The 13,307-nt window shown below is 71.1% G+C and carries 10 protein-coding genes; 5 read left to right on the top strand and 5 right to left on the bottom strand.

The genetic code is table 11. The features are described 5' to 3' along the window. Positions 1–5: 5 nt before the first annotated feature. The gene (locus AB0M62_RS29525; RefSeq protein ID WP_366077370.1) at positions 6–1,334 is read right to left on the bottom strand and encodes a copper amine oxidase; all 1,329 of its coding nucleotides are present in this window, start codon (positions 1,332–1,334) and stop codon (positions 6–8) included. A gap of 31 nt (positions 1,335–1,365) precedes the next feature. Then, a complete protein-coding gene (locus AB0M62_RS29520) occupies positions 1,366–2,199 on the bottom strand; it encodes a Tat pathway signal sequence domain protein (protein ID WP_366077369.1) in 834 nt (277 codons plus the stop codon). A 142-nt stretch (positions 2,200–2,341) separates the two neighbouring features. Here AB0M62_RS29520 and glgX point away from each other — a divergent pair, with 142 nt between their 5' ends. Continuing rightward, positions 2,342–4,459 (top strand): glycogen debranching protein GlgX, encoded by a 2,118-nt coding sequence (gene glgX / locus AB0M62_RS29515; protein ID WP_366077367.1) that lies wholly within the window; start codon positions 2,342–2,344, stop codon positions 4,457–4,459. Here the strand turns inward: glgX and AB0M62_RS29510 are convergent. Next, positions 4,456–5,097 (bottom strand): hypothetical protein, encoded by a 642-nt coding sequence (locus AB0M62_RS29510; protein WP_366077366.1) that lies wholly within the window; start codon positions 5,095–5,097, stop codon positions 4,456–4,458. The two genes, glgX and AB0M62_RS29510, sit on opposite strands and share 4 nt — an antisense overlap. An 81-nt stretch (positions 5,098–5,178) precedes the next feature. Between AB0M62_RS29510 and treY the strand changes: the two genes are divergently transcribed. After that, a complete protein-coding gene (treY, locus tag AB0M62_RS29505; RefSeq protein WP_366077365.1) occupies positions 5,179–7,566 on the top strand; it encodes a malto-oligosyltrehalose synthase in 2,388 nt (795 codons plus the stop codon). 69 nt (positions 7,567–7,635) lie between these two features. Here treY and AB0M62_RS29500 read toward each other — a convergent pair whose 3' ends face one another. Then, a complete protein-coding gene (locus AB0M62_RS29500; RefSeq protein WP_366077364.1) occupies positions 7,636–8,184 on the bottom strand; it encodes a DUF1707 and FHA domain-containing protein in 549 nt (182 codons plus the stop codon). Between the two features lie 142 nt (positions 8,185–8,326). Between AB0M62_RS29500 and AB0M62_RS29495 the strand changes: the two genes are divergently transcribed. The 3 genes from AB0M62_RS29495 (at position 8,327) to treZ (ending at position 12,166) form a co-directional block, all read left to right on the top strand. Continuing rightward, a complete protein-coding gene (locus tag AB0M62_RS29495) occupies positions 8,327–9,277 on the top strand; it encodes a GNAT family N-acetyltransferase (RefSeq protein ID WP_366077363.1) in 951 nt (316 codons plus the stop codon). A gap of 189 nt (positions 9,278–9,466) precedes the next feature. Further along, a complete protein-coding gene (locus tag AB0M62_RS29490; RefSeq protein WP_366077362.1) occupies positions 9,467–10,378 on the top strand; it encodes a GNAT family N-acetyltransferase in 912 nt (303 codons plus the stop codon). A gap of 42 nt (positions 10,379–10,420) precedes the next feature. Further along, positions 10,421–12,166: a malto-oligosyltrehalose trehalohydrolase gene (treZ, locus tag AB0M62_RS29485; protein ID WP_366077361.1), complete on the top strand. Its 1,746-nt coding sequence runs from the start codon at positions 10,421–10,423 to the stop codon at positions 12,164–12,166. Here the strand turns inward: treZ and AB0M62_RS29480 are convergent, their stop codons facing one another. Next, on the bottom strand, positions 12,167–13,291 hold the full coding sequence (locus AB0M62_RS29480; RefSeq protein WP_366077360.1) for an aminopeptidase P family protein: 1,125 nt from the start codon (positions 13,289–13,291) through the stop codon (positions 12,167–12,169). It abuts the gene before it with no gap. Between the last annotated feature and the right edge of the window lie 16 nt (positions 13,292–13,307).

Raw genomic sequence — 13,307 nt, 5'->3', positions numbered from 1 at the left:
CTCCCCTATTGATAGTTGCCGTTCTGGCCCACCAGGGCCGGCGGAGTGAGCGGATTCATAGCGGTCACGTCACGCGGGCTGAGCTGGAAGCCCTGCCAGTGGACCGGCATCGGCTGCTGGTCCTCGTCCCGCGCGATGTGGTGGAAGCCGATGTTGACCCAAGTGATGGGGTGTTTCAGCGCCTGCCCGTTGACCCACTTTTCGACGCTCCTGCCCGCACGCGCACCGCAGTTGCGCAGGTTGTTGCTCGCGAACTGCTCGCACTTGTTGTACTCGGTGAAGTAGACGTCGTGCCGGGTGAAGCCGCGGCCCGGGTACTTGGTGGTGGCGCCGGGCACGATCTCGTACGACCGCGGGTGGCCGTCCTTGTTCCTGCCGGTCGCGCTGACCATGCGCCACCAGCGCATCGCCTCGGCATCACCGGCGAGTTCCCTGGTGACCGGGGTCCTCGTGGTCTTCGTCTTCGGTGTACCGCCGTTCGGCACCGGAGTGACGGCGGAGTCGTACTGCTCGACCCTGTTCGCGGACGAACCGTCGAGGCCGAAGTTCAGCCGCCAGAAGACGTTGTGGCTGTGGCTGGTGGCGGAGTCCTTGGCTCCCTTGCCGATCGGCCATCCGCGCCCGTCACCCGCGTCGTAGTCGTCGTACGAGAGGCTCCCGGTGGCGCCGACGTTGGCGGATATGGTGCCGTCGTCGGCGAACCGCCACTCGGTGATGTACTCGTACCAGCCCACCTGGTTGACCGTGTAGACCAGCAGGTCCTTCCCCTGCGCCGCCCACGCCCTGTTCGCCTGCTCCCCCGCCATCCGGTAGGCGTGGCCGCGCGACCGGGTGGTGGTGCACAGCCCCTTGACGTTGGCCCGGGAGGGCTCGAAGGCGTCCGGGATCTTCACCGTCTTGATGGTGCCGCCCGGGCACTCGCCCGGCGTCAGCTCCTGGAGCCCCAGCCCGAAGCCCTGGCCGGTGAGGTCGTCCCACTCCCACTTGCCGTCGTCGTAGGGGACGTGGATCTGGGCGAGTTTGGCGGTGGTCAGGACCCGGATCGGCTTGGCCTCGCCCTTGGGCTGGTACGAGACCTTGTCGAGGACCAGTCCGGCCTCGTTCTCGTAGTGCCAGCACATCCGCCAGGTCGTACCGCCGGAGAGCTTCTGCTCGATCCTGTAAGCGGCGCTGCAGTCGGCGGTCGGTGCCGGTGCCTTCGCCGCCGAGGGGGTCTTGAGGCCGCCGGGCCCCTTGGGGGCCGCGGCGGCCGGTCCGGTCGCCGCCGTGGCCCCGCCGGTCAGCGCGGCGACGGCGAGCGCGACCGCGACTCTTTTGCTGTGCATGAAGTTCATGGCTCCTTGTGCAGAGGAGAATCGGCAGGGCCTAGCGCAGCCGGCCGACGATCCGGTCGCTCAGGTCGACGATCAGGGTCCGGGTGTCGATCCACGGACCGTTCTTCACCTTGGTGAAGAGGCGGACACAGCGGTGCTTGCCGCAGTCGGCGAGCTCGGGCGGGCCGGGGTTCCCGGCGTTCGCCCGATAGACGCCGCCGCTCAGAGTGAGCTGATGGGGTGAGGTGAGCGCCCTGCTGGTGGCGTCCTTGTAGTCCTTCTTCAGCCCGTCGCCGAGCGGACTGGCCAGCAGCAGCCGGGCGGCTTCGAACGCCTCCTCCCGGCTGGGCGGCGGCTGCACTTCGCGCTGGATGTCGGTCTGCTCGACCTTGCCGGTGGAGAGGTTGACGGTCCGGGTGACGAGGGTGTCGTACGTGTAGTCGTAGTACGAGACCTCCGCGCGGCGCGGCGCGCCGGCGTCGTCGGCCTCGTCCGGTGGGAGCTCCGCCAGATTGGTGGTGATCCGCTGCGGGCCCCGGTCCCCCGCCACGTCCGTACTGCTCATCCGCAGGCCGCGGTCCAGCGCGATCCGCTCGGCGCGCGTCAGTTCGGCGTCGGTGAGCGGGTCACGGCCGGTGCCGGTCTCCCCCTCGGCCGGCGCCTCCTCCGCGACGCCCGGCGCGACGGCCCCCCGGCCCGCCTGCCCACCCTGCTGCCCGTCCGCCGGGCCGGCGGCGGTACGTCCGGCGCCGCGCCCGTCCGACGGTCCGTCCGCGGCTCCCGCCGCACCCGGCAGAGTGACTCCGGCCATGACGGCCGTGCCGGTCACCGCGATGGCCGCAGACGCCACTACTTTGCCCAGGTGGCGGCGTACTGTTCTGTGCACATCGTCCCCTTACGTGCATACCGAGTATGCGTGGTCACCCGGTAGGACGGGTCCAAGTCACGCCTGGTTGCCCCTCTTTGGGGGAAGATCTGATCGAAGAGAGACCCCCAGCACCCGGATCAGAAGTGGAAGAGTCTTATCTATGCAGGTCTGGCCGGGACAGGCGTATCCCCTCGGTGCCACGTACGACGGCGCCGGCACCAACTTCGCGGTCTTCTCCGAGGCCGCCAGACGGATCGAGTTGTGCCTGCTGCACGACGACGGATCGGAAACGGCGGTGGAGCTGCGCGAGACGGACGCCTTCGTCCGGCACGCCTACCTGCCCGGCATCATGCCGGGACAGCGGTACGGCTTCCGGGTGCACGGTCCGTACGAACCGGGGAAGGGGCACCGCTGCAACTCGGCGAAGCTGCTGCTCGATCCGTACGCGCGTGCGATCAGCGGGCGGGTCGACTGGAACGAGTCCGTGTACGGCTACCACTTCGGCAAGCCCGACTCCCGCAACGACATGGACTCGGCGCCGCACACGATGAGCTCGGTCGTGGTCAATCCGTACTTCGACTGGGGCAACGACCGGCCCCCGCGGACCGAGTACCACCACACCGTGCTCTACGAGGCCCATGTGAAGGGCCTGACCATGCTGCACCCGGCCCTGCCCGAGGAGCTGCGCGGGACCTACGCGGCGCTCGCGCACCCGGCCCTGATCGAGCATCTGACAGAACTGGGAGTGACGGCGCTGGAGTTGATGCCAGTGCACCAGTTCATCAACGACCACCGGCTGGCCGACGACGGGCTCAGCAACTACTGGGGCTACAACACGATCGGCTTCTTCGCCCCGCACAACTCCTACGCGTCGTGGGGTGACCGCGGCCAGCAGGTGCTGGAGTTCAAGTCGGCCGTACGGGCCCTGCACGAGGCGGGCATCGAGGTCATCCTCGACGTGGTGTACAACCACACCGCCGAGGGCAACCACCTCGGCCCCACGCTCTCGTTCCGCGGTCTCGACAATGCTTCGTACTACCGGCTCGGCAACGACCCCCGCTACTACACGGACACCACGGGCACCGGGAACTCGCTGCTGATGCGCAGCCCGCACGTCCTCCAGCTGATCATGGACTCACTGCGCTACTGGGTCACCGAGATGCATGTGGACGGCTTCCGCTTCGACCTGGCCGCCACCCTGGCCAGGCAGTTCCACGAGGTGGACCGGCTCTCCTCGTTCTTCGACCTGGTGCAGCAGGACCCCGTGGTCAGCCAGGTAAAACTGATCGCCGAGCCCTGGGACGTCGGTGAGGGCGGCTACCAGGTCGGCAACTTCCCGCCGCTGTGGACCGAGTGGAACGGCAAGTACCGCGACACCGTCCGGGACCTGTGGCGGGGTGAGCCGCGGACGCTGGCCGAGTTCGCCGGGAGGCTGACCGGCTCCTCCGACCTCTACCAGGACGACGGGCGGCGCCCGCTCGCCTCGATCAATTTCACCACCTGCCACGACGGCTTCACCCTCCACGACCTGGTCTCGTACAACGAGAAGCACAACGAGGCCAACCGGGAGGGCAACCGGGACGGCGAGAGCCACAACCGGTCCTGGAACTGCGGGGCCGAAGGAGCCACCGACGATCCGGAGGTTCTGGAACTCCGGGCCCGCCAGATGAGGAACTTCATCGCGACGCTCATGCTCTCGCAGGGAGTACCGATGCTCAGCCACGGGGACGAGTTCGCGCGCACCCAGGGCGGCAACAACAACGCGTACTGCCAGGACAACGAGGTGTCCTGGGTGAAGTGGCCGGAGGAGGGCGAGGAGCCGGGGGCGCTGCTGGCCTTTACCCGGGCGATGGTGTGGCTGCGGCGCGACCACCCGGTCTTCCGGCGCCGCCGGTTCTTCCACGGACGGCCGGTGGAGGGCACCCACGACGAGCTGTCCGACATCGCGTGGTTCACCCCGGAGGGTGAGGAGATGAAGCAGCGCGACTGGCAGGCCCAGCACGCGAAGGCGCTGTCCGTCTTCCTCAACGGCCAGGCGATCTCCGAGCCGGGCCCCCGGGGTGAGCGGATCACCGACGACTCGTTCCTGCTGATGTTCAACGCCGGCGCCGACCCGATCGACTTCGCGGTGCCGGTCAATCACGGACGGCAGTGGCAGGTGGTGGTCGACACCGCCCGGCCGGACGGCGTACCGCCCGGGACGGGTCCCGAGGTGGCCGCCGGCGAGCGGGTCACCCTTGTCGGACGGAGTCTGACGGTGCTCCAGCGGCCGGGTTAGCCGGCGGGACGGCGGCCGGCTCCGGCCCGTGCGCCCCACGGGCCGGCCGCACACGGATGAACAGGGCGAGGCACAGGCACAGCGCCGCCGACGCGACCGCCACCGACGGTGGCCGGCAGCGCCCCCATTGCGAGACCCACGACGGCGCTCATGACGCCCATCGCGGCATAGACAAGCCCCGCCTGCTCCGGTCGGCCCAGCCGGTCGGTGAGCGCGGTGACACCGGCCTGGCTCGCGCCGAACATCGCGCCCTGAAGGGCGAGGGCGGCACACAACGCGTACACCACGCCCGGCGGACGTCTCCGGCGCCGCCGGCCGCCCGGCGTGGCGCCCGGCGTGGCGGCCGGGCGCACCACCTGGGCTGTCGGATGCAGTGCGAAGCAGGTGCCGAACACCGCGATCAGCACCGCCGCCCCGCCCAGGGCCACGGCCGGATGAGCCACCACGGCCGCGACGCCGACACAGGCAGGGCCGAGGACGAAGGAGACCTCGGCGACCGTGCTGCTGGTCTCCGCGACCAGCAGCACGCTGCCGAACTGACACATCGCCATGGGGAGCCGTCCCAGGAACGAGACCACGGGGAGGAGTGGTCCCGTCAGGGCTGTCACCTTGCGGTATGTGTCCAGCGTTGCGGCCATTCGGCGAAGTTAACGCAACGCGCTCGACTGGATGCATGAGGTAATGACACAGAAGCCGTCAGGGCGGGTACGTACGTTCGCATGACACCCACCGCCACGTACCGGCTGCAGCTCCAGCCGGAGTTCCCGTTCTCGGCCGCCGCAGAGGCGGTGCCGTACCTGGCCTCGCTCGGAGTTTCGCACCTGCATCTGTCCCCGGTACTGGAAGCAGTGCCGGGCTCGTCCCACGGCTACGACGTCGTGGACCACACCCGGGTCCGCGAGGAACTGGGGGGCGAGGAAGGGCTGCGAGCGCTCTCGCGCACCGCCCGCGGCCACGGGCTCGGCCTGGTCCTGGACATCGTGCCCAACCACATGGCCGTCCCCGTCCCCGCGAGGCTCAACAGGCCGCTGTGGGAGGTGCTGCGCCAGGGTCCGCACTCCCCGTACGCCGACTGGTTCGACATCGACTGGGAGGCGGGCGGCGGCCAGGTCATGCTGCCCGTACTGGCCGCCCGAATCGGCGAGGAGCTGGACAAGCTGTACGTCGACGGTGGCGTGCTGCGCTACGCGGACCACGAGTTCCCGCTGCGCAGCGGCACCGCGAACCTCCCCCTGCCCGACCTGCTCGACGCCCAGTGGTACCGGCTCGCCTGGTGGCGGCTGGCCAGGACCGAGCTCAACTACCGGCGTTTCTTCACCATTTCGGACCTGATCGGAGTCCGGGTGGAGGATCCCGCGGTGTTCCGGGCCACCCATGCCAAGATCCTCGAGCTGCTGCGGGACGGCGTGGCCGACGGCTTGCGCATCGACCACCCGGACGGGCTCGCCGACCCCGAGACGTATCTGCGCAGACTGAACGAGGAGAGCGGCGGGCGCTGGACGGTCGTCGAGAAGATCCTGAGCGGGCCCGAGCGGCTGCCGGCGGGCTGGCCGGTGGCCGGGACCACCGGTTACGACGCGCTGCGCCACATCGACGGGCTGTTCACGGACCCCGAAGGACTCGCCGGACTCGTCGCCCTGTTCCGGGACTTCGCCGCCCCGGCCGGCGACCGCGGCGGCTACTGGGAGGCGACCGCGCGGCGGGCCGCGTACCGGGTGGTGACCCACGAGCTGGCCGCCGAGGTCGGCTTCCTCACCCGTGCCGCCGCCCGGATCTGCGCGGCCGATCCGGCGCTGCGCGACCACGCGCCCTGGGCGCTGCGCACCGCCGTCCGCGAACTGCTGGTCCGGGTCCCGGTCTACCGCCCCTACACGACCGCCGGCAGCCCCTCCCCCGACACCGGGGAGGCCGCGCTGAGCGAGGAGTCGGCCCGCCGTGCCCGGGAGGCCTTCCCGGTGCCGGAGGAGGCCGGCGCGGTCGACGTCGTACGGGACCTGGCGCTCGGCAGGAGGGGCACAGGGCCCGATCAAACCGCCTTCTGCGCGCGTTTCGCCCAGACCTCCTCGGCGCTGCGCGCGAAGTCCCTGGAGGACACGGCCTTCTACCGCTACACGCCGCTGGTGTCAGCCGCCGAAGTGGGTGGCGAGCCGGGGAATCCGACGGTGACCCCGCAGGAGTTCCACGCCTTCTGCTCCCACCTCGCGCGCGACTGGCCGGCCACCGGGACGGTCCTGTCCACGCACGACACCAAGCGCAGCGCCGACGTCCGGGCGCGGATCGCCGTACTGTCCGAATGCCCGGACCGCTGGAGCGAGTTCCTGGCCAAGGTCACGCAGGAGGCGGCGCGCGTGGAGGGTGGGCGCGCCCCCGATCCGCAACTGGCGTGGGTGGCCTGGCAGACCGCTGTCGGATTCGGCTCCCCGGACCGGGACAGGCTGGTGGCGGCGCTGCTGAAGGCAGCGAGGGAAGCCGCGCTGCACACCAGCTGGACCGAGGCGGACCCGGTGTACGAGCGGGCGGTCGCCGCGTTCGTCGAAGCGGGGCCGGCCGGTCCGCCGAGCGACTCGGTCGCCCGGTTCGCGCGTGAGCTCGACCCGTACGTACGGGCCAACGTGCTCGGCACGACACTCCTGCAGCTCACGATGCCGGGGGTGCCCGATCTGTACCAGGGCAGTGAGCGGGAGTACCTCGCGCTCGTCGACCCGGACAACCGGCGGCCGGTGCACTTCCCCGACCCGCTCCCGGAGCGGCTGGACCTGTCGCGGCCGGACCTGTCCGACGAGAAGCCGGCGCTGACGGCCACGGCCCTGCGGCTGCGCCGCCGCCACCCCGAGCTCTTCGGCGAGTCGGCGACGTACGCGCCGCTGCTCGCAGAGGGGCCTGCGGCGGACCACTGCCTGGCCTTCTGCCGCTCCGGCGAGGTCGTCACGGCCGTCACCCGGCTCTCGCTGCGTCTGGCTGAGGCGGGCGGCTGGCGCGACACCGTACTGGAGCTGCCGACCGGCCGGTGGTCGGATCTACTGGCCCCTGAACGGGAGTTCGAGGGCGTCATCGCGCTTGCCGGGCTGTTCGAGGAGCGGCCGGTGGCGCTGCTCGGGCGGATCTAGCGGCTGCGTCCCGGCCGACGCGGTGCAGGGCGGGCTCGCCGTCGCCGGAAGAGCGCGGCGGTGAGCCGGTCAGCGCGCGGCCAGCCGGAACGCCATCCGCCCGAAGCTGACCAGGTCGCCGTCCCGGACCACCGCGGCGCCCGTCACCCGGCGCCCGTTGACGGTGGTGCCGTTGGTCGAGCCAAGGTCGCGCAGCACCCACAGCCCGCCCTGCAGGCTGAGCTCGGCGTGCACCCGGGAGACCGTGTCATGGCTGAGCCGCAGCCCGTTGGCGGGGTCGCGGCCGATCCGGAGCGGGTAGGGGGTGGGCTGCGGGAACAGCAGTTTGGGCAGCCGCTCGGCCTGCCAGGCCCGGCGCAGCCGTTCCGAGAACGCCGAGGCCGAGCCGACCCAGCCGAACAGCCGTCGCGCCCAGGGGCCTTCGGACTGGAGGTCGGCGGTAAGGGCTGCCAGCTCATCGGACCGGCGGGCGACGAGGGCGAGTTCCATACGCCGCATGAACGTGTCGTGAGACAGCTTGCCCTGCGCCGCGCCCTCCCTGAGTACGCCCAGCACGCGGTCCCGCTCGGCGTCCGAGAGCCGGGCCGGGTACGTGTGGAATTCGTAGGAGGACGTCACAGAGGTGATTGTCCGGCCGACGGGCCGGAGTGTCCAGAAGAACCGGCCCGACCCGGCTGAGCTGACCTGCGCCGACGACGGGAGGACACCGTCCAAGATCATTGCTAGGGTCTGCGGACTCACCGTCCTCCGGGGGAAGCCGATGACCGCGACACCGCACGATGTGACCGTCCGCCCGCTCGCCGGACCGGAGGAACTCGGCCTGTTCCTCGGGCTTTCCTACGTGCTCGACCACGAACTCGCCGAGGACCTCGAAATGGGCCGCCGCCGCCCGGAGTGGATGTGGGTGGCCCTGCGCGAGGGCCGGGTACTGGCCCGACTGGCCTGGTGGACCACAACGGACGGTGGATCTCCGCTGGCCCTGGACTTCTTCGACCTCGATGACACGCTGGACGATCCCGAACGCACCGACATCGGCCTGCTGTTGCTCAAGACCGCTACGGCCGAGGTGGTGCCGGCCGGAGCCACGCCGCCGGAGTACGGCCGGTTCGTCCCCGCGGGCTGGCGCGAGGACCCGGCGGACACCCGCGTCGTCGAGGGCCGTATGAACGTCCTCGAACGGTCCGGCGCCCGGCTGTTCGTCGAACGGCTGCGGCTGGAATGGCGACCTGGCACACCTGTCCCGGAAGCGACGGGGAGGCTCCGGTTCCGCCCGGCCGACGACCGCGAGGAGCTGATCGGCCTGATGACGCTCGTCCTGGAGGGCACGCTCGACGCGCACAGCCTTCAGGAACTGGCCACGATGACGGCCCGGGAGTCGGCGACGCTGATGTACGAGCAGGAGTTCCTCGCGTACAAGAGCCCGCACGACTGGTGGACGATCGCGGAAACACCCGACGGCACACCGGTCGGCTTCGTCATCCCGGCCCGCAACAACTACAACCCGGTCATCGCGTACATCGGCGTCCTGCCGGCCCACCGCGGCCACGGCTACATCGACGACCTCCTCGCCGAGGGCACGCGTGTGCTGGCCGCCCACGACGTACCGCGGATCCGCGCGGCGACGGACCTGGCGAACGTCCCGATGGCCAAGGCCTTCGCACGGGCCGGGTACGTCAACTTCGAGCGCGCGCTCAACATGGTCTGGGGCTGACGCCACGCTCGAAATGGCGTGGACGCGGCAAGCCGGACGCGTCTACTGTGCCCGTAGCGATCGAGAGGAAGGAGGCGAGAGCCGTGCACACCGTCATCATCTGTCCGCGCTCCCGCCCTGTCCGCCGGGCGACACCGGTCTGAACAGTGCGACCACCCGGCCGGGAGCGCACCACTTCCCGGAGGATTCATGACCGCTCTGGTCATCCGCGCTCTCACCGAGAGCGATGCTCATCTCTTCAACTCCCTGCAGGACCCCGGCCTCGTCGGCCGGGTGCTCAACGGTGTCTCGTACCGCACCCTCGCCGAGGGCGGCGAGTACCGGCCGGACTGGACGTGGGTCGCCCTGCGCGACGGCCGTGTCGTCGCGCGCGCCGCCTGGTGGGCGGGGCCCGACGACGCCGAGCCGGTGATGCTCAACTGGTTCGACTTCGCCGAGGGCGAGGACGAGGCCGGCGTGGAACTGCTGCGCACCAGCCCGCTGTACGCCGAGTACGAACTGACCGTACCGCCGCACTGGCGGGGGCAGCCGGCCGTGCGCGCGGCCGCCGAGGCCCGATTCGCGGCCGTCACGGCGGCCGGAATGAAGCCCCTGGTCGAGCGCTTCCGGTACGAGTGGAGTCCGGCCCTCGGGCTGCCGGAGCGCCCCGGGCGGCTCGTGTTCCGCCCGGAGCCGGACGACGGGGTGATCTTCGAGGTCCTGCGCCGCATCCACTCCGCCACGCTGGACGCGCACGCCCTGCGGGCCATCGCCGGCCCGGGCGGCCTGGACGCCGCCGCCCAGGAGGAGCTGGACTTCTTCCTCTGGTGCCCCTCGCCCCGCGAGTGGTGGCAGTCGGCGTACACCCCGGAAGGGGAGCTGGTGGGCCTCCACGTCCCGGCCCGCAACCACCAGGGTCCGTGCATCGGATTCATCGGGGTCGTACCGGAGCAGCGCGGCCACGGGTACGCGTACGACCTGCTGGCCGAGTCCACGCATGTTCTGGCCGCGGAGGGCGCCGAGACAGTCGCGGCGGCCACCGACCGGAGCAACCACCCGATGGCGGCCACCTTCGCCAAAGCGGGCTATCCCGTGATTCAGGAGCGGATCCACTTCATCTGACGCACCATGGTGCACGGATGTCGGCGACGAGGGGATCCGTCCGTGCATTTCGAGGTGTGGGCACCGCAGGCAGACCGGGTCACGCTCCAGGTGCAGAGCACCGCTCAGCCGATGGAGCGCGACCCGGGGCGTGCCGGGTGGTGGACGGCCGAGGCGCCGGCGGCCGACGGCGCCCGGTACGGCTTCCTGCTCGACGACGGCCCGCTCCTGCCCGATCCGCGCTCCCGGCGCCAGCCGGACGGCCCGGACGGCCCGAGCGCGGTCGTCGAGCACGACCGGTTCGCCTGGACGAGCGATTCGCCGGGCCGCCGGCTGCCGACCGCGGTGCTGTACGAGATGCACGTCGGCACGTACACCCCGGAAGGCACCTTCGACGCGGCCGCCGCCCGGCTGGGGCACCTCGTGGACCTGGGGGTCACCCATGTGGAGCTGATGCCCGTCTGCCCGTTTCCCGGCACGCACGGATGGGGGTACGAGGGCGTTTCGTTGTGGGCGGTGCACGAGCCGTACGGCGGTCCGGAGGGACTCAAGCGCTTTGTCGACAAGGCCCACGCACACGGCCTCGGGGTCGTGCTCGATGTCGTCCACAACCATCTGGGCCCGTCGGGCAACCATCTCCCCGCCTTCGGGCCGTATTTCACCGACACGCATCACACCCCGTGGGGCTCCGCGGTGAATCTGGACGCCCCGGGGTCCGACGAGGTGCGGGCGTATCTCCTCGGCAGCGCGCTGGCCTGGCTGCGCGACTACCGCATCGACGGTCTGCGGCTGGACGCCGTGCACGCGCTGGCGGACACCCGCGCGCTGACCTTCCTGGAGGAGCTGTCCACCGCCGTGGACGAGCTGGCGGCCGAACGGGGGCGGCCACTGTTCCTGATCGCGGAGTCCGACCTGTGCGATCCACGTACGACGGCTCCACGTGAAACCGGTGGTCTGGGCCTGCACGCCCAGTGGAACGACGACTTCCACCATGCCCTGCACACCGCGCTCACCAGCGAATCACAGGGCTACTACGCGGACTTCGCCCGTTGGCCGCTGGCCGCCCTCGCCAAGACCCTGACGCATGTCTTCTTCCACGACGGTACGTACTCCGCCTTCCGGGGCCGGACGCACGGCCGGCCCGTCAACCGCGTCCGCACCCCCGCCCACCGCTTCCTCGGCTACGCCCAGACGCACGACCAGATCGGCAACCGGGCGCTGGGGGACCGTCTCGGCGCCACCCTCTCCCCCGGCCTGCTGGCGTGCGCGGCCGCCCTGGTGCTGACAGGCCCCTTCGTGCCCATGCTCTTCATGGGCGAGGAGTGGGGGGCCGGCACGCCCTGGCAGTTCTTCACCGACCACACGGACCCGGAACTCGCCGAGGCCGTACGCAACGGCAGGCGCCGGGAGTTCGCGGCGCACGGCTGGGCGGAGGAGAAGATCCCGGACCCGCAGGACCCGGCCACGCGCGACCGGTCCTGCCTGGACTGGACGGAGCCCGCGCGTCCGGCGCACGCCCGGCTGCTCGCCTGGCACCGGGCCCTGATCGCGCTCCGGCGCGGGCAGCCGGACCTCGCCGATCCGGATCTCGCGGCAGTGCGGGTGGCGTTCGACGAGCGGGCCCGCTGGCTGACGTTCCGCCGCGGAGACATCCGTATCGCCGTCAATCTCGCCGGGGAACCGGCGCGGATCCCGCTCGGCGGCAACGGCACCCGAGTCCTGGCCGCGTGGGAGCCGGTACGGCCGCCCGGCCCGGACGGGGTGCTCCATCTGCCCGGTGAGTCGTGCGTGGTGCTCGGCCCGGCGTGACTACTCCACGAGGGCCAGTTCGCGCGCGGCGGTGTTGAAGCGGCGCCCGCCCTGCTCGGTGACCGTCACGATGTCCTCGATCCGCACACCGAAGCGGCCGGGCAGATAGACGCCGGGCTCGATCGAGAAGCACATGCCGGGCACCAGCGGCCGCTCCTCGCCCTCGACCATGTACGGAGGCTCGTGCGTGGTCACCCCGATCCCGTGCCCGGTGCGGTGGATGAACCGGTCGCCGTAGCCGGCCTCGGTGATGGCGGCCCGTGCCACCCGGTCCACCTCCTGGCAGGCGATCCCCGGCTTCACCGACTCGAACGCCGCCTGCTGCGCCTGCCGTACGACGTCATGGACGCGCCGCTCCTCGGGATCCGGGTCGCCGACATGCACCGTACGCGAGATGTCGGAACCGTAACCGTGCATGAGGCCACCGAAGTCGAGGACGACCATGTCGCCGTTCGCGATGACGCGGTCGCCTGCCTCGTGGTGCGGATCGGCGCCGTTCGGTCCTGAGCCGACGAGCGTGAAGTCGACCTGGGAATGGCCGGACTCCAGCAGCAGCGCGGCCAGATCGGCGGCCACGTCGGTCTCCTTGCGGCCGCAGAAGCGGACCTTCAAGATCCGCTCGTACACGCCGTCGGCCGCCGCTCCGGCCGCCTCCAGCCGGACGAGTTCGTGTTCGTCCTTCACCGCACGCAGCATGGGCAGCGCGTCGGTCAGCGAGACGAACGAAATGCCCGGCAGCTCCTTCTGCAGGCCCAGCAGATGCATCGCCCAGGCGTTGTCGCTGATGCCGAAGCGGCCGTCGCCGTCGAGCAGGGGCGCGGTCAGGTGGTACGGATCCGTGCCGTCGGTCCAGTCGCGCAAGGTGAGCCCACGGGCCCCGGCGGCCCGCTCCGCGTCCGGTGCCTCCAGCGTCGGCACCACGAGTACGGGCTCCTGACCGGCCGCCAGCACCAGCAGCGTCAGGCGTTCGGTGACGGCGGGCGGCCGGTAGCCGGTGAGATGAACGAGGTCGGGTCCCGGCGCGACGAGCAGCCCGGCGAGCCCGGCATCGGCGGCGGCTCCGGCCGCCCGGTCCATCCTGGCCCGGTAGTCGGCGGCGGTGAAAGGTGCGGGCGTGCCGGCCATGGGCACCTCCTTTCGA

The organism is Streptomyces sp. NPDC051219, from assembly GCF_040682335.1.
Taxonomy (GTDB): Bacteria; Actinomycetota; Actinomycetes; order Streptomycetales; family Streptomycetaceae; genus Streptomyces.
Note: the sequence above shows the minus strand (reverse complement) of the source record. Positions and strands in the feature narration are given on the sequence as shown.